The sequence below is a fragment of the Faecalibacillus intestinalis genome (genome assembly GCF_003024685.1).
Lineage (GTDB): Bacteria > Bacillota_I > Bacilli_A > Erysipelotrichales > Coprobacillaceae > Faecalibacillus > Faecalibacillus intestinalis.
Genome location: NZ_PYLQ01000004.1, coordinates 1 through 16,387 on the forward strand (window position 1 = coordinate 1; position 16,387 = coordinate 16,387).

The 16,387-nt window shown below is 29.2% G+C and carries 14 protein-coding genes; 8 read left to right on the forward strand and 6 right to left on the reverse strand.

The window, feature by feature from the left end; translation table 11 throughout:
* The 3 genes from C7U54_RS04100 to C7U54_RS04110 all read left to right on the forward strand — a co-directional run.
* A partial coding sequence (locus C7U54_RS04100; RefSeq protein WP_455737473.1) for a family 4 glycosyl hydrolase occupies positions 1–642 on the forward strand: 642 nt, incomplete at its 5' end.
* A gap of 51 nt (positions 643–693) precedes the next feature.
* On the forward strand, positions 694–1,401 hold the full coding sequence (locus tag C7U54_RS04105; RefSeq protein WP_206603589.1) for a tRNA threonylcarbamoyladenosine dehydratase: 708 nt from the start codon (positions 694–696) through the stop codon (positions 1,399–1,401).
* Between the two features lie 16 nt (positions 1,402–1,417).
* The gene (locus C7U54_RS04110) at positions 1,418–3,940 is read left to right on the forward strand and encodes a translation factor GTPase family protein (RefSeq protein ID WP_107029414.1); all 2,523 of its coding nucleotides are present in this window, start codon (positions 1,418–1,420) and stop codon (positions 3,938–3,940) included.
* A 14-nt stretch (positions 3,941–3,954) separates the two neighbouring features.
* Here the strand turns inward: C7U54_RS04110 and C7U54_RS04115 are convergent, their stop codons facing one another.
* Positions 3,955–5,115, reverse strand: coding sequence for a polysaccharide deacetylase (locus C7U54_RS04115; protein WP_107029415.1), 1,161 nt, complete (start codon positions 5,113–5,115; stop codon positions 3,955–3,957).
* A gap of 32 nt (positions 5,116–5,147) precedes the next feature.
* Positions 5,148–5,588, reverse strand: a complete 441-nt coding sequence (locus C7U54_RS04120) for a GAF domain-containing protein (protein ID WP_107029416.1) — start codon at positions 5,586–5,588, stop codon at positions 5,148–5,150.
* A gap of 54 nt (positions 5,589–5,642) precedes the next feature.
* Here C7U54_RS04120 and C7U54_RS04125 point away from each other — a divergent pair, with 54 nt between their 5' ends.
* Positions 5,643–6,410, forward strand: a complete 768-nt coding sequence (locus C7U54_RS04125; protein WP_107029417.1) for an HD domain-containing protein — start codon at positions 5,643–5,645, stop codon at positions 6,408–6,410.
* A 22-nt stretch (positions 6,411–6,432) separates the two neighbouring features.
* On the opposite strand, the gene C7U54_RS04130 is transcribed toward C7U54_RS04125, so the two are convergent.
* Positions 6,433–8,778, reverse strand: a complete 2,346-nt coding sequence (locus tag C7U54_RS04130; protein ID WP_107029418.1) for an HAD-IC family P-type ATPase — start codon at positions 8,776–8,778, stop codon at positions 6,433–6,435.
* 139 nt (positions 8,779–8,917) lie between these two features.
* Between C7U54_RS04130 and C7U54_RS04135 the strand changes: the two genes are divergently transcribed.
* The gene (locus tag C7U54_RS04135) at positions 8,918–10,252 is read left to right on the forward strand and encodes a citrate synthase (RefSeq protein ID WP_107029419.1); all 1,335 of its coding nucleotides are present in this window, start codon (positions 8,918–8,920) and stop codon (positions 10,250–10,252) included.
* Positions 10,253–10,328: 76 nt separating this feature from the next.
* Here C7U54_RS04135 and C7U54_RS04140 read toward each other — a convergent pair whose 3' ends face one another.
* Both C7U54_RS04140 and C7U54_RS04145 read right to left on the reverse strand, forming a co-directional pair.
* On the reverse strand, positions 10,329–11,357 hold the full coding sequence (locus C7U54_RS04140; RefSeq protein ID WP_107029420.1) for a branched-chain amino acid aminotransferase: 1,029 nt from the start codon (positions 11,355–11,357) through the stop codon (positions 10,329–10,331).
* Between the two features lie 111 nt (positions 11,358–11,468).
* Positions 11,469–11,996 (reverse strand): cysteine hydrolase family protein, encoded by a 528-nt coding sequence (locus tag C7U54_RS04145; RefSeq protein WP_107029421.1) that lies wholly within the window; start codon positions 11,994–11,996, stop codon positions 11,469–11,471.
* Between the two features lie 106 nt (positions 11,997–12,102).
* On the opposite strand from C7U54_RS04145, the gene C7U54_RS04150 reads away from it, so the two are divergent.
* The 3 genes from C7U54_RS04150 to C7U54_RS04160 are packed head-to-tail and all read left to right on the forward strand — an operon-like array spanning position 12,103 to position 15,619.
* On the forward strand, positions 12,103–12,441 hold the full coding sequence (locus tag C7U54_RS04150; RefSeq protein ID WP_022001299.1) for an ArsR/SmtB family transcription factor: 339 nt from the start codon (positions 12,103–12,105) through the stop codon (positions 12,439–12,441).
* Between the two features lies 1 nt (position 12,442).
* The gene (locus C7U54_RS04155) at positions 12,443–14,875 is read left to right on the forward strand and encodes a heavy metal translocating P-type ATPase (RefSeq protein WP_107029422.1); all 2,433 of its coding nucleotides are present in this window, start codon (positions 12,443–12,445) and stop codon (positions 14,873–14,875) included.
* A gap of 48 nt (positions 14,876–14,923) precedes the next feature.
* A complete protein-coding gene (locus tag C7U54_RS04160) occupies positions 14,924–15,619 on the forward strand; it encodes a DUF421 domain-containing protein (protein ID WP_022001297.1) in 696 nt (231 codons plus the stop codon).
* Here the strand turns inward: C7U54_RS04160 and C7U54_RS04165 are convergent.
* A complete protein-coding gene (locus C7U54_RS04165; protein WP_032090027.1) occupies positions 15,616–16,386 on the reverse strand; it encodes a type III pantothenate kinase in 771 nt (256 codons plus the stop codon). The two genes, C7U54_RS04160 and C7U54_RS04165, sit on opposite strands and share 4 nt — an antisense overlap.
* Between the last annotated feature and the right edge of the window lies 1 nt (position 16,387).

Genomic DNA, 16,387 nt, shown 5'->3' on the forward strand with positions numbered 1-16,387 from the left:
CCATGCGGATATCATAGATATTATTATCGTGAAGAAGAAATGTTGGCTCATGGTTTAGAAGAATATAATGATCCTAAGGTAGGAACTCGTGGACAACAAGTACAACAAACAGAACATGAGTTATTTGAATTATATAAAAATCCAGATTTAGATCATAAACCAGAACAATTAGCAAAACGTGGAGGAGCACATTATTCAGATGCGGCTTGTGAAACAATTGCTTCAATCTATGGAAATAAATTATCACATATCGTAGTAACAACTAAAAATAATGGATCTGTCCCAGATTTACCAGCTGACTGTGCAGTAGAAGTTTCATCTTATATTGGTTCAACAGGAGCAAGAGCTATTGCTTTTGGATCATTACAACCAGCTCAAAGAGGATGGTTACAATGCATGAAAAACATGGAATTATGTGTTGAAGAAGCAGCTGTAACTGGTGATTATGGATTATTAATGCAAGCATTCATTTTAAATCCACAAACAGTATCAGGACAAAAAATGGTCAATGTTTTAAATGAATTATTGATTGCTCATGAAAAATATTTACCACAATTTGCAGATAAGATTGCCGAGTTAAAAGCATCAGGTGTTACAATCAAAGATGATGTTGCACGTGAATTAACTGAAAAAGGTTTATAAAAAAGGCGGAAGCCTTTTTTATTTTATGGTATGATGTTACAGGTGATTATTATGGAAGAATTTTCAAGAACAGAATTATTAATAAAAAAAGAAGGAATAGAGTCCTTACAAAACAGTACGGTTGCTATTTTTGGTGTTGGTGGTGTGGGTGGTTTTGTCGTTGAAGCACTCGCACGTGCTGGTGTAGGGACACTTCATATCATTGATCATGATACGGTTTCTATTTCGAATCTTAACCGTCAAATTATTGCGACACATCAAACAATAGATCAAAAAAAAGTAGAAGTTATGAAGGAACGCATTTTATCGATCAATCCTCGTTGCAATGTTCAAACATATGATGATTTCTTTTTACCTGAAACAGTTGATTATTTTCCTTTTGATGAGTTTGATTATATTGTAGATGCTGTTGATACAGTAACAGCTAAAATTAAATTGGTAGAAATAGCACAAGAAAAAAAGATTAAAATTATTTCATCAATGGGGACAGGTAATAAGTTAGATCCAACAAAGTTGGAGGTAACTGATATTTATAAAACATCTATTTGTCCACTTGCTAGAGTTATGAGAAGGGAACTTAAGAAAAGAAAAATACCTGCTTTAAAAGTTGTTTATTCTACAGAAAAGCCCATTGAAACAGATGCACCTGTAGATCCTGAGACACATAAAAAAACACCTGGTAGTATTTCTTTTGTACCAAGTTGTGCAGGTTTGATCATTGCAAGTGTTGTTGTAAGAGACTTACTACATATAAGGTAGAAAGAAGGTGAAATTTATGAAAAAAGTAACTTTTGCGATTTTAGCACATGTTGATGCTGGAAAAACAACATTATCTGAAGCAATGCTTTTTCATGCAGGTGTTATTAAAAAAATGGGAAGAGTTGATAAAGAAGATTCTTTTTTAGATTATGATATACAAGAAAGAAAAAGAGGTATTACTATTTTTTCAAAAGAGATCTCATTTATGTATCGAGAAAGTCAAATGACTTTTTTAGATACACCTGGGCATAATGATTTTAGTTGTGAAATGGAAAGAACGTTACAAGTGTTAGATTATGCTATTCTTGTTATTTCGGCTAAGGATGGTATACAAGCGCACACAAAAACAATTTGGAAATTATTGCAAACTTATCAAATTCCTACTTTTATTTTTGTTAATAAGATGGATAGTACGCACTCAACCAAAGAGCAATTATTACAAAATATTCAAAAAGAGTTAAATGAAAATTGTTTTGCAATTGATGAAAACTTTTATGAAAACATTTCTTTATTAAATGATGAATTATTAGAAAAGTATCTTAATCAACAAATGAAACAAGAAGATATTCAAAAAGTTATTTCTTTAAGACAAATGTTTCCTGTATTCTTTGGTTCAGCATTAAAAGATGAAGGTGTAGAAGAATTTATGGAAGCTTTAGATTTATATACTTGTCAAAAAGAAGCTTTAGATATTTTAAGTGGGATTGTTTTTAAAAAGACATTTCATAAACAAAAACATTTAACGCATTTAAAAGTAACAGGTGGGACTTTGCATGTTAAAGATGTTATTAGTGAAAGTAAAGTAGATGAATTAAGAATTTATACAGGACAAGGCTATCAAAGTGTTCAGAGTGCTTCAACAGGTGATATAGTAGTTTGTTTGGGGTTAGATGAGTTACCTATTGGTTTTACATTTGGAAATCAAAAACAGACACAACAAAATATTTTAAAGCCTTTTATGTCTTATCAAATTTTACTTCCTGATGATATTGAAAAAAGTAAAGCTATTGAACAAATACTAAGTATTGGTAAAGAAGATCCAAGTTTACAATTTGAATATAATCAACAATTAGGAATTCTTTCAGTTAAAATTATGGGAGAAATTCAATTAGATACTTTACAAAATCTTATTTTGGAACGCTATGGATTTTTAATTCATTATGATGAAGGAAGAATTACTTATTTAGAAACGATTTTGGATAAAGTTGAAGGAGTAGGTCATTTTGAACCCTTACGTCACTATGCTGAAGTGCATATCTTATTAGAACCTTTAGAAAGGGGCAAAGGACTTGTGTTTGAAAATCAATGTCAAAGAAATACTTTACCGCTTAATTTTCAAAATCTTGTTTTAACACATATGCAAGAAATTCAACATCTTGGTGTTCTTACAGGATCGCCTATTACAGATATGAAATTGACGCTTGTTACAGGAAAATCCCATTTAAAACATACTGAAGGCGGAGATTTTAGAGAAGCAACCTATCGAGCAATTCGACAAGGCTTAAAAAAGACAAAATCTCTTTTATTAGAACCTTATTATGAATTTGAGATGATTGTAGAAAATCATATTTCAAGTAAGATTATTTATGATTTAGATACATTTCATAGCGATTATCAAATAAGTTATGAACAGGATTTAACAATCATTAAAGGAAAAGCACCTGTTCGTTATTTAATGACGTATCAAAAGGATTTTCTTTCGCTTACAAAAGGTAATGGGAAGCTGTTCTATCAAATGGTTGGTTACTTTGAATGTCATGATCAAGAAAAAATTATTCAAGAAATTGACTATAATAGTGAAGAAGATGCTTTATTTCCTACAGGCTCTATCTTTTGTAAACAGGGTGCAGGATTTTATGTCCCTTATGATGAAGTAGAAAATTATATGCATTTACCTTATGTATATCAAAAAAATAAACCACGTCCAGTTACAAAAAATTATAAAGTCGATGATAAAGAGTTAGAGGAAATATTTATTAGAACATATGGACCAATTAAAAGACGACTTTCTAAAGAAATGAATCGTAAAATAGAAAAACAGGTTGAAGAAAAAAAGACAATTTTACCAGAATGTTTATTAGTAGATGGATATAATATTATTTTTTCATGGGATGAATTAAATGAACTTGCTAAAACAAATTTAGACCATGCTAGACATCGTTTAATAGATATTTTGAATAATTATCAAGGTTATCGAAAATGTTTGCTGATTGTTGTTTTTGATGCTTATAAAATTAAAAAGAATATTGGCTCAATTGAAAAAAATGATAATATTTATGTTGTTTATACAAAAGAAGCGCAAACTGCAGATAACTACATAGAGAAAGTAACACATGATTTATCACAAAAATATCGTGTTTATGTAGCTACTTCAGATGCTTTAGAACAAATTATTGTTTCTTCTAGAGGGGCTATGCGTATTTCTGCAAGAGAATTCGAATTATTGGTTAAAGAAACACATCTTCATGAAATTGAAGAATTTCAAAGAAAAAATAAACAAATGAAAAATTATTTATTAGAGGATTTAAAAAAGAATTAGCAGTTAAATGACTGCTAATTTTGTATATCATGATGTACATAGTAACTTTCATCATCAATGCCTAAAAATTGATAACCTTTTTCTTTATAATATTGGATGATAGAAGGAAGAGCAGCTACAGTTGTATCTTTAGCATCTGTATCATGAGCTAAAAGGACAATATTTTGATGTGTTTCACTTGTAGCTTGTTTAATGATTGTTGCAGTTGGGATATGATCGCCACTTGCATCTGTTGTATCACCATTCCAGTCATAATATTGATAACCTTGTTTAATGACTTCACGTGTTAATTGAGACATGATACCATGACAATAGTTTTTAGAAATACGATTAGAACTTCCTCCTGGAAAACGAATATAGTGGACTTGAATACCAATAAGTTGCTTAACCATTTGTTTTATTTTTTTAAGGTCCTTGAAATAAGCATCCTTAGAGGAATAAATATCTTGATATTCATGCAAATAACTATGCAAACCAATAGTATGTCCTTGTTTATAAGCTTCAATAATATATTGATTATATTCTTGATGACATCCTGTAACAAAAAAAGTTGCTTTAGCATTGTATTTTTTTAATATTTTTAAAATGCGATCAGTATTTTGACTGGGACCATCATCAAACGTAAGATACACTATTTTTTTATTAGATTCTATATGTGTGCCAATTTCTATTTTTTTAACGACAGTTACTTTTCTTTTGAAAGTTGTTTGGTTATTGGAAAGATCATTTGCTTTATAATAAATTGTGTAGTTTCCAATTTGATTGGGATTAAAATCATTGGTATCAATTGTTAAATTGTATTGATTAGAATTATCCTTAATAATAATTCCTTTTTTTAAATCATAAGATTTCCCTTTTTCAATTTTTAAAGATTCAGATTCTTTAATAGTTGGTTTTTTTGTATCAATAACTTCTATTTTCAAATGATATGTTTTTCCTTTAAAAAAATAAGTCACTGTATAATGTCCTAAAGTTTGATTGTTTAAATCATTTGCACTATAAGTGACGTCATTAATAGAACCATTTTTAACTTTTTTAATATATTTTTTATAATAAAATGGACTATTGATTTCAATTGTTGGATGATCAATAAATATAATCTTTCTTTGAAAATAAAAGTAACCCAGTATACTCATTATTCCTATTAAACAACATAATAAAAGATGTCTTTTCATGGCTTCCCCTCATATCAAAGATATGTAAATAATTATAAATGTTGAACTAAAATTTTTGAAATTTCTTCAAAAATAATTTGATCTTCTTTAGAAAATCTACTAAATGATGTAGAATCTAAATCTAATACACCATATAATTGATTTCCTTTTATAAGTGGAATTACAATTTCACTGTTGCTTTCGCTATCGCAGGCAATATGTCCTGCAAATTGATGAACATTTTCTACAATAACAGTTTTTCGAGTAGATGCTGCTTTACCACAAACTCCTTTATCTAGAGGAATGTTAGTACAAGCAATTTTACCTTGGAATGGTCCTAAAATAAGTTCAGTGTTTTTAAATAAATAAAATCCTGCCCAAGAGATATCTTGAAAATTTTGCATAATAAAAGCAGATGTATTGGCTAGAATTGAAATTTTTTCATTGTTGCATTCAATTAAACCAATGTATTGTTTTAATAATAAATCATTCATATTTTTACCTCACTTTATGGTATAGTATAAAATAAAGAAAGGAGTAAGGTCAAGGTGTTTGATATTTTAAAAGCAAAAGAGAGTTTTATGAATTATGTGCGTCAATTTGATTTAACGAATGATAAAATTCATTTAAAACTTGTTCATACATTGGAAGTCGTACGTACAACTGAATATCTATGCCTCTATGAAAATATTACAGGTGTTGAAAGAGATTTAGCCTATTTAATTGCTTTATTGCATGATATAGGACGTTTTGAACAAATAAAACGTTTTAATAGCTTTGATGATCGAAATATTGATCATGCTAAATTAGGGGTGCAGGTTTTATTTAAAGAGGGGATGATTAGAAATTTTATTGATGATGATCAATATGATGAAATTATCGAAAAGGCGATTGCTTATCATTCTTTATACAAAATACCAAATAATTTAGAACCCTCTTTATTAAAACAAGTTCTTCTTATTAGAGATAGTGATAAATTAGATAATTTTCGAGTAAAAAATATAGAATCAATACAAACTTTGTTTAGTATTTCAGATGCTGACTTTTATAGTCAAAGAGTTTCTCAAAATATTTTGAAAGATATTGAAAATCATACTTTGATTTTAAAAGAAAATAGGCACAATGAAGTAGATATGTGGGTTTCTTATATGGCTTTCGTATTTGACTTAAATTTTAAATCAAGTTATTTGTTTATCAGAGAGAATGATTATATACATAGAAATATGGAACGTTTACATTTTACAGGAGATTTAAAAGAAGATATGTTATTTGTTGAAAAAACATGTCAAAGTTATATTGAAGAAAAATGTATGTAAATAAAAAGGACATTTGTCCTTTTTATTTGTGTTTATTTCGTTTTCTTTGTAAGAATAAATAAGTATAATCAAATAATTCAAAATTTAATAAATAAATGACTTTTGAAAAAGTAACTAAAAACATTAAAGTAATGGCACCAATATAATCAATATTTCCTAATCCTAAAAATTGATGACCAACAATTAAAGAAATATATAAAACAATTTGCATTACATGGATTACAAAGCTACGATAATGACTTAAGGGTGAATAAATATGTCTTAAACCACTATAATAACACCAACTTGTAAGTAAAACACAAATTGTTGAAAGCATTTCTTTTTCTAAACCTAAGACACGACCACCATTAACGATAATTGTTGAGCAAATAGCAATCATAAAGGCAAAAGGGAAGGCGTTTTTAAAGACTGTTTTTAAAAAATCACCAGACACTCTTTTGAAATTTGGTTCATAGGTCAAAAAGAAAGTCGGGATGCCTACACAACAAGCAGAAATAACAGTTAGTTGGATAGGTTTAAATGGATAACCATGTCCAAATAAGATCATTCCAATTGATAAAACAACTGAAAAGATTGTTTTAATTAAATACATTGATGCAGAAGCAGTAATATTATTAATGACACGTCTTCCTTCATTAACGATATGTGGCATGGCATTAAAGTTATTTTTTAATAAAACAATATGTGAAGCGCTTTTAGCTGCATCACTTCCTGAAGCCATAGCAATTGAACAATCTGCTGCTTTTAAAGCTAATACATCATTAACACCATCACCTGTCATTGCAACCGTATGGTTATTTTCTTGAAGAGCATTGACCATCAATTGTTTTTGTTTTGGAGAAACACGTCCAAAAATAGTATATTTTTCAATGGCCTCTTTTATTTGTTCATCCGATAAAGAAGAAACATCTATGTAATGTTCATAATTTAAAAGATGACAACGTCTAGCAATTGCTGAAACAGTAACAGGATCATCTCCAGAAATAATTTTAATATCAACATCTTGTCTTTTAAAATAATCTAATGTTGTTTTAGCGTCTTGACGAATAACATCAGATAAAATTAAAATTCCAATACATTTTAAATTTTTTATTAAAGTATTATCATTAATAATTATTGGAGTATATCCAATACACAAAACACGAAAACCTTGAGAGGTATAAGTTTTAATTTTCTTTTCAATCTTAGAATCTAGATTTTCAAAAATAAATTGACTTGCTCCTAAATAAACGGTTCCAAATTCATTAAAAGAAACAGCACTGTATTTTCTTTGCGATGAAAAAGGAATAACAAAGAAAGGCTGATAATTTTTTTCTTTAGAGAAGTATTGATGAAGTGCTATAGATGTCATATTGCCATCTTCTAAACAATAATTCATATTTTTGATAATTTGATCAATATTAAAATGATCATCAAAACAAATAACATCATCAACTTTAAGCTTACCTTCAGTAAGCGTTCCTGTTTTATCTAAACAAATAGTATCCACACGAGCAAGAGTTTCAATGCAAAATAGATTTTGGACAAGAGTATTTTTTTTAGCAAGTCTTAGAACACTTAAAGATAGAGCGATTGTTGTAAGTAATACAAGTCCAGATGGAATCATTCCTAAAACAGCAGCTACAACTGAAACAACTGCATCACTAAATGGATAATGACCAATAAAATATTCTTTAAAAAAGAGTAAAATTGATAAAGGAATGATAATAACTGAGATAATTTTTAAAATTTGGTCAATCGATTTTGATAGCTCTGATTTTTTGCCTTCAAATTCTTTTGCTTGAGCGGTAAGCTTATGAATATAACTTTCTTTTCCTACATGAATTACTTTACAAATTGCACGTCCTGATGTAACAAAACTTCCTGAAAGGAGTGAATCACCATTGACTTTTAAAATAGCATCGCTTTCACCTGTAAGAAGTGATTCATTTGCTTCTATATGACCTTCTAAAAGTTCACAATCAACAGGTATTTGCATTCCTGTATTTAAAATGATGAGATCATCTTGAACAATTTCATCAACATTGATTTTAGATAATTGATTATCTCTTAAAACATCAATTTGTTGTTTTGTTAAAATACTTAACTGATCTAATGTCCTTTTTGCTTTTATTTCTTGATAACTTCCTGTTAAAGTATTAAAAAAGATAACAGAGATAAAAAGGGTATTACGATAAGATCCAACAAAAACAAGACATGCAAATAGTAGAATATTAATTAAATTGAAAAATGTAAAAATATTATTAAAAATAATTTCTTTATATGTTTTTGTTGTTTTACTTTCCACAAAATGAGTTTTCCCAAGTTGTTGCCTTTTTAAAACGTCTTCTTGAGATAGACCTGAGAATTCTCTATCAAATATTTTCATAACTATCACCTTGTATTCTATTTTAGAATACTTTTTGTCATTTGACAATCTTTAACAAAATAAGACAAGTAAATAATTGTATACAATTATACAAATTTGTGGTATGATATTCCTAACACTATGATAAGGGGGCTTAAATATGAGTGAATTTATTGATTATGTATTTCAAAGAAGTACATCATTAAATAAAATTGACAATTCTTTATATTCTAAATACAACGTAAAAAATGGTTTAAGAAATGAAGATGGAACAGGTGTTCTTGTTGGACTTACAAGAATATCAGATGTCGTGGGATATAAAAAAGAAAATGGTAAAAAAATTGATACAGAAGGGGAACTTTATTATAGGGGTGTTAAAGTTTCTGATTTTATAAAGGGACATGATCCAAAAAATCGTTTTCTTTTTGAAGAAGTTTGTTTTTTAATTCTTTTTGGATATTTACCTAATAAAGATGAATTAGATGCATTTAAAAAAGAATTAGCTTCAAGATATGATTTACCTTTGAATTATTTACAAGCACGTATACTAGGATTTCCAATGCAAAATATGATGAATAAACTTCAACAAGAAGTTTTAATGCTTTACACATATGATGAAAACCCTGATGATATTTCACCAGAAGCAACGCTAAATAAAGGCTTGGATTTAATTGCTAAGATTCCAGAAATTGTTTGTTATGCTTATCGTACTAAAGTACATTATTTTGATAGTGATAGTTTGTTTATTCATCCAGTAAATACTGAATATTCAATTGCTGAAAATATCCTCCAAATGTTAAGAATAGATCGTTCTTTTACAAAAATAGAAGCGAGTGTTCTAGATATGTGTTTAGTTTTACATGCTGATCATGGTGGAGGGAACAACTCGACTTTTACAAATGTTGTTATGTCTTCAACAGGAACAGACATATATTCTTGTTTTGCAGGAGCTATTGGTTCATTAAAAGGTCCTAAGCATGGAGGTGCTAACTTAGCGGTTGCTAAACAAATGGAACTTGTTATTGATAAAGTAGGACTTAATGCAACGGATGAACAATTAAAACAGGTCATTAAGGATATTTTAGATAAGAAGTTTAATGATCAATCAGGTCTTATTTATGGAATTGGACATGCAGTCTATACATTGAGCGATCCACGTTGTCAAATTCTTTCTAAACAATGTAAACAATTAGCTATCGAAAAAAATCGTTTGAAAGAATATGAACTATACCATCGTTTTGAAGAACTTGCGGTTGCTGAAATTAAAGCAAGAAAGGGAATAAACGTATGTGCCAATATTGATTTTTATAGTGGTCTCGTTTATGACATGCTAGGGCTTTCTAAAGATCTTTATACTTTGATGTTTGTTATTGGACGTTCTGTTGGATGGGTTGCACATAATATTGAAAACAAACTTTATTCAGGAAAAATTATTCGTCCAGCAGGAAAATACGTTGGTGAAAAAAAAGAATATATTAAAATGGAAAATCGTTAAAAGCATTGATAATACAATGCTTTTTTGCTTTTAAGCAAAGAAAAAGCTTGTCAGTTAATGACAAGCTTTAAAATTGTTATTCTTCAATAACTTTGATCCAACCTTCAGGTGCTTCAATTGTACCCATTTGAATACCTGTTAAAGTTTCATAAAGTTTTTTAAGAACAGGTCCGATTTCATCCATTCCACTTGGGAAACAAATTTCTTTACCATGATCATTGATTTTACCTACTGGTGAGATAACAGCAGCAGTACCGCAAAGACCACATTCAGTGAAATCTTTTACTTCATCAAAATAAACTTCTCTTTCTTCAACTTCTAATCCTAAGTATTCTTTAGCAACATACATTAAAGAACGGCGAGTGATAGAAGGTAAGATACTGTTTGATTTTGGAGTAACGATTTTATTATCTTTTGTTACGAAAATGAAGTTTGCTCCACCAGTTTCTTCTACTTTAGTTCTAGTAGCTGCATCTAAGTACATGTTTTCATCGAATCCTTGATTATGTGCATCAACGATTGCATGTAAACTCATTGCGTAGTTTAAACCAGCTTTGATATGTCCTGTACCATGAGGTGCAGCACGATCGAAGTCTGATACACGAATTGTAATAGGTTTAACTCCTCCTTTGAAGTAAGGCCCTACAGGAGTTACGAATACTCTAAATTGATATTCGTTAGCTGGTTTAACACCAATAACTGGGTTACTACCGAACATATATGGACGAATATATAAAGTAGCTCCTGACCCATAAGGTGGTACATAATCAATATTAGCTTTAACAACTTTTTCAATGGCTTCTACCCATTTATCTTCAGGGTAAACTGGCATTTCTAATCGTTTGCAAGAGTCAGCCATACGACTTGCATTTAAATCAGGTCTAAAGCAAACAACTTTCCCATCTTTTGTTCTATAAGCTTTTAACCCTTCAAAACACGTTTGTGCATATTGTAAAACACCTGCACATTCGCTAATAACAACTTTGTCATCAGCAGTAAGCACGCCTTCATCCCAAGCTCCATCTTTATAATTTGATACGAATCTTGCTTCTGTTGGCATATATCCAAAACCGATATTTGACCAATCAATATCTTTTTTTGACATTTTTTAATACTTCCTTTCCTATATATATCTTTAGGCAAATTCTACGCCTCATCAGATGAAGTGTCAATAATAATTTATAACTTATTTTAATAAGAAATTATTAATTGTATTTTATTTATTAATAATATTGAATTGCAAATTTTCTAAAATTGAAATTGCTTTTGCCTGCATTGTTAAATCATTGCTAGAAATACCTTTTACATCAATAAAGATAGGTGTTTCAGGTAGAGCGCTTTTAACAATTACAGCATTAGATAAAACACAAATATTAGAAACAACACCTGCTAGAGTAACATTTTTGTAGTTTTTATCTTTTAAGCAATTTCCTAATTCAAGAGAACCAAAAGTTGTTTTTTCAATACAAATATCATGTTCTTTTTTAGCAGTATTTACCTTGCCATATAGTTTCCAACCATCACTATTTTTAATGCAATGTTCAATTGGCAAATTCTTCCCTTCTTGAGTTTCTAAATAATTATTTTGATGTGTATCGAAAGTAAAAATAACATCATCTTTATTTTGATGATATTGATCAATTAAAGAAGCAAGATACTCATCCAAATATTCAGCTTCTTTAAATCCCAAACTACCATTTACAAAATCTTTTTGATAGTCTACTACAATCAGTAATTTTTTCATAAAATTTCTCCAATCATTTTTATTTAATCTTATCATATATATTGACTTTGTAAATAAATATCATATAATATTCATATGAACATATATTCATATGAAAGGAGAAAAAATGGATAAAATCGTTAATAATGAAATTGTTGAACAAGTAAAGAAAGCAATGCCCGAAGAAGAATCTTTATATGATGTTGCTGAATTATTCAAAGTGTTTGGTGATTCAACAAGAATACGCATTATTTGTGCATTATTTGATCATGAGATGTGTGTTTATGATTTAGCTGCTTGTTTAGATATGACGCAGTCAGCTATTTCTCATCAACTTAGAATTTTAAAAGCCAATAAATTAGTTAAAAATAGAAGAGATGGTAAAATGATGTATTATTCGTTAGATGATGAGCATGTAAAACTAATTTTTGAGGCTGGTTATAGTCATATCATGGAGGATAAATAATATGAAATATAAATATAAGGTTAATGGCCTTGATTGTGCTAATTGCACACAAAAATTAGAAGATGCTTTAAATAAAAAAGAAGAGATTAATGATTGTGTAATTTCTTTTGCAACAGGCATGATGACTTTTGAAAGTAATCAAGAAATTAATGATAATGAGCTGCTTTATTTTATGCAATCCATTGAAGATGAAGTAACAATTGATAACCTCTCTACAAACAAAACACATCATCACGATGAATGTGGATGCGGACACCATCATGAACATGAACATCATCACGATGAATGTGGACACCATCATGAACATGAACATCATCACGATGAATGTGGATGTGGGCAACATCATGAACATGTGGAAGATCATCGTGAATTGGCTAATTCAATCAAATTTAATATAGTTGGTTTGGATTGTGCAAACTGTGCAAGTAAAGTAGAAGCTGAGATAAAAAAACAATCTTACATTGAAGATGCAGTTGTTAATTTTTCTACTCAAAAGTTAATGGTTAAAGTAAAAAACGATGATTCTTTAATGGAAAAGTTACAAGCTGTTGTTGACTCTGTTGAAGAAGGAGTTGTTTTATCAAAGGAAGATAATCAAAAAAAATATAGTAAACCAAAATTATTTGATTTAAAAGAAAATATGGAATTGGTTGAAGGTGTTATTATTTTTATAGGGGCACATTTTTTTGCAGGTGGTTTTGCTACTTTCTTATATTTGTTTGCTTATTTATTAATTGGTTATAAAGTCATTTTAAAAGCAATTAAAAATATTGGTAGAAAAGACTTTTTGGATGAAAATTTCTTGATGTGTTTAGCAACTTTTGGAGCGATTGCTTTAGGTGATTACAGTGAAGCAATTGCGGTTATGCTATTTTATGCTATTGGTGAAATTTTCCAAGGATATGCTGTTAATAAGACAAGATCATCTATTTCTTCTTTAATGGATATTAAAAGTGAATATGCTACAATTGTAAAAGATGATCAAATGATTCAAGTAACTCCTGAAGAAGTACAAGTAGGAGATACAATTGTTGTTAAAGTTGGAGAAAAAGTACCGTTGGATGGTAAAGTTATTAAAGGAAACAGTATGTTAGATACTGCAAGTTTAACAGGTGAATCAGTCCCTAGAAGTGTTGAAGTAGGAGATGAGGTTTTATCAGGAGTTGTCAATTTAAATGATGTTATTTATATTGAAGTAACAAAACCTTATGCGGATAGTACTGTAAGTCGTATTATTGATCTTGTTGAAAATTCTGCAAGTAAAAAAGCTAAAATTGAAAAATTTATTACCCGTTTTGCAAAAGTTTATACACCAACTGTTGTGGGACTTGCTGTTTTATTATTAATTGTTCCGATGATTATTTTACCAAATCAAAATTTCTATGATTGGCTTTATCGTGCATGTACATTCTTAGTTGTTTCTTGTCCATGTGCACTTGTTATTTCAGTACCTTTAGGTTTATATGCTGGTATTGGTAAAGCGAGTGCTTTAGGTGTTTTAGTTAAGGGTGGAAACTATTTAGAATTATTAAAAGATATTGATACTGTTGTTTTTGATAAAACAGGAACACTTACTAAAGGTGAATTTGAAGTTGTTGAAATTTCAGATGATTATTTATTAGAAATTGGTGCATATGGTGAATATATGTCAAATCATCCAATTGCTAGAAGTATTGTTAAAGCTTATAATAAAGAAATCGATAGTACAAGAATAGAAGATTTTAAAGAAATCGCTGGAAAAGGTCTTTCTGTTGTTATTGATCAAAAACAATATGAATTAGGAAATGAAAAATATTTTCATGAATTAGGTATTGAAGTGAGTCAACCTCAATCTGTTGGAACAATTGTTCATATAGCATGTCAAAAACAATATTTAGGACATATCGTTGTTGCAGATGTTATTAAAGAATCTACAATGCCAGGTATTCAAGACTTAAAGAAGGCACATGTTTTAAATACGGTTATGCTTACAGGAGATCATGCAACTGTTGCTCATGATATTGCTTCTAAAATAGGAATTGATCAAGTATATAGTGATTTATTACCACAAAATAAAGTTACACAATTAGAAAAATTAATGGGTAATGATCATGTCGTAGCTTTTGTTGGTGATGGTATTAATGATGCGCCTGTTCTTGCTAGAAGTGATATTGGTATTGCGATGGGTGGCGTTGGTAGTGATGTAGCTATTGAAGCTGCGGATGTTGTTTTAATGAGTGACGATATTACTTCAATTGCTAAAGCCATTCAAGTTTCTCATTATACAAACTTTATTTTAAAAGAAAATGTTACTTTTACGTTATTAATTAAAATTGGAGTTTTAGTTCTTACTTTGTTTGGACTTACAAATATGTGGATGGGTGTTTTCGCTGATGTAGGTGTTACTTTAATTGCTATTTGTAACTCAATGAGAATTTTGTATAAGAAGTCATAATTTTGACTTCTTTTTTTTATTTTGTCCATACTTAAAAGGGTGATTAAAATGAATTTGCTTGAATATTTTGTTTTGCCCTTAATTTCTTTGATTGTTTTGTTTTTACTAACGAAATTAATGGGCTATAGGCAAGTAACAGAGTTATCTTTATATGATTATATAATTGGAATTACAATTGGTTCTATTGCTGCTGAAATGGTTATGGGAAGTTTTAATGATATTTTAAAGCCGTTGATTGGAATGATTGTTTATGGTGTTTTTACTTGGGGTGTTTCTGTTTTAACAAAAAGGTATTTAAATTTTCGTTTTTTTGTTGAAGGAAAACCTGTTGTTTTATTTGAAAATGATAAGATATATTTAAAAAGTTTGGATAAAGCAAAAATTGATTTGAATGAATTGTTGATGAATTGCAGAATGAATGGTTATTTTGAGCTTAATGAGTTAGATAAAATTATTTTAGAAACAAATGGGAAATTTACTTTTTATCCCAAGACATCGTCAAGGCCTTTAAAATTAGGTGATCTACATCAAGAAGTTCAAAAAGAATTTATACCAACAATTCTTATTTTACAAGGAACGATTATTTATGAAAATTTAGAATTGATTCATCATAACCAAAAGTGGTTAGAACAAATTATGAAAGTTCATGGAATTAATCTTCAAGAAATTGTTATTTTGTATGTAGATGGACAACAAACAATACATTTTTATTTAAAAAACGAATTAAAAAGGGATTTTATTTAATCCCTTTTTTGCATATCATATATAATTTTTAAACCTTTGAATGTAAGATCTTTATCATAGGCATCAATCAAATTTGTTTCTTGATAGATCATTCTACCTAGACCACCTGTAGAAACGACTTTTAATGGTTCAGGATATTGGCTTTTAATTTCTTCAATCAGTTTCTCTGTTAAACCAATATAACCATAAACAACCCCTGATTGCATACCTTCAACAGTATTTTTACCAATAATATGTTGTGGTTTTTTTATTGCTACTTCAGGTAGTTGAGCAGCACGATTAGATAACATTTCTGCAGAAATACCAATACCAGGAGCAATTGCACCACCCATAAATTCACCTTTTGAAGAAATAACATCAAATGTCGTAGCAGTGCCAAAATCAATTACTAAACAAGCACAATGGTGACTATAGTAGGCACCAACAGCATCAACAATACGATCACTTCCTAAAGATTTAGGGTTATCATATTTTACAGAAATGCCTGTTTTAATTCCTGGACCAACAATAATAGGTTCTTTGTGGAAATATTTACGAATAGAATTTGTAAAAGAATACATGATTTTAGGAACGACACTAGAAATAATAACATCTTTTATATCTTCAACGGTTACATTATAGGCACTTAAAAAAGCAAGAATCATAAAACCATATTCGTCTGATGTCCTTTGCAATTTAGTCGTTAAACGATAATTGCCAATAAGCTGATCATCTTTAAAAAGTCCCATTGTAATATTTGTGTTTCCCATATCTACAACTACTAGCATT

Coding starts and splice junctions, on each gene's coding strand:
- C7U54_RS04160 (WP_022001297.1), top strand. CDS start 14,924: ATGAATTTGCTTGAATATTTTGTTTTGCCCTTAATTTCTTTGATTGTT.
- C7U54_RS04165 (WP_032090027.1), bottom strand. CDS start 16,386: ATGCTAGTAGTTGTAGATATGGGAAACACAAATATTACAATGGGACTT.
- C7U54_RS04110 (WP_107029414.1), top strand. CDS start 1,418: ATGAAAAAAGTAACTTTTGCGATTTTAGCACATGTTGATGCTGGAAAA.
- C7U54_RS04155 (WP_107029422.1), top strand. CDS start 12,443: ATGAAATATAAATATAAGGTTAATGGCCTTGATTGTGCTAATTGCACA.
- C7U54_RS04140 (WP_107029420.1), bottom strand. CDS start 11,357: ATGTCAAAAAAAGATATTGATTGGTCAAATATCGGTTTTGGATATATG.
- C7U54_RS04130 (WP_107029418.1), bottom strand. CDS start 8,778: ATGAAAATATTTGATAGAGAATTCTCAGGTCTATCTCAAGAAGACGTT.
- C7U54_RS04120 (WP_107029416.1), bottom strand. CDS start 5,588: ATGAATGATTTATTATTAAAACAATACATTGGTTTAATTGAATGCAAC.
- C7U54_RS04135 (WP_107029419.1), top strand. CDS start 8,918: ATGAGTGAATTTATTGATTATGTATTTCAAAGAAGTACATCATTAAAT.
- C7U54_RS04150 (WP_022001299.1), top strand. CDS start 12,103: ATGGATAAAATCGTTAATAATGAAATTGTTGAACAAGTAAAGAAAGCA.
- C7U54_RS04105 (WP_206603589.1), top strand. CDS start 694: ATGGAAGAATTTTCAAGAACAGAATTATTAATAAAAAAAGAAGGAATA.
- C7U54_RS04115 (WP_107029415.1), bottom strand. CDS start 5,115: ATGAAAAGACATCTTTTATTATGTTGTTTAATAGGAATAATGAGTATA.
- C7U54_RS04145 (WP_107029421.1), bottom strand. CDS start 11,996: ATGAAAAAATTACTGATTGTAGTAGACTATCAAAAAGATTTTGTAAAT.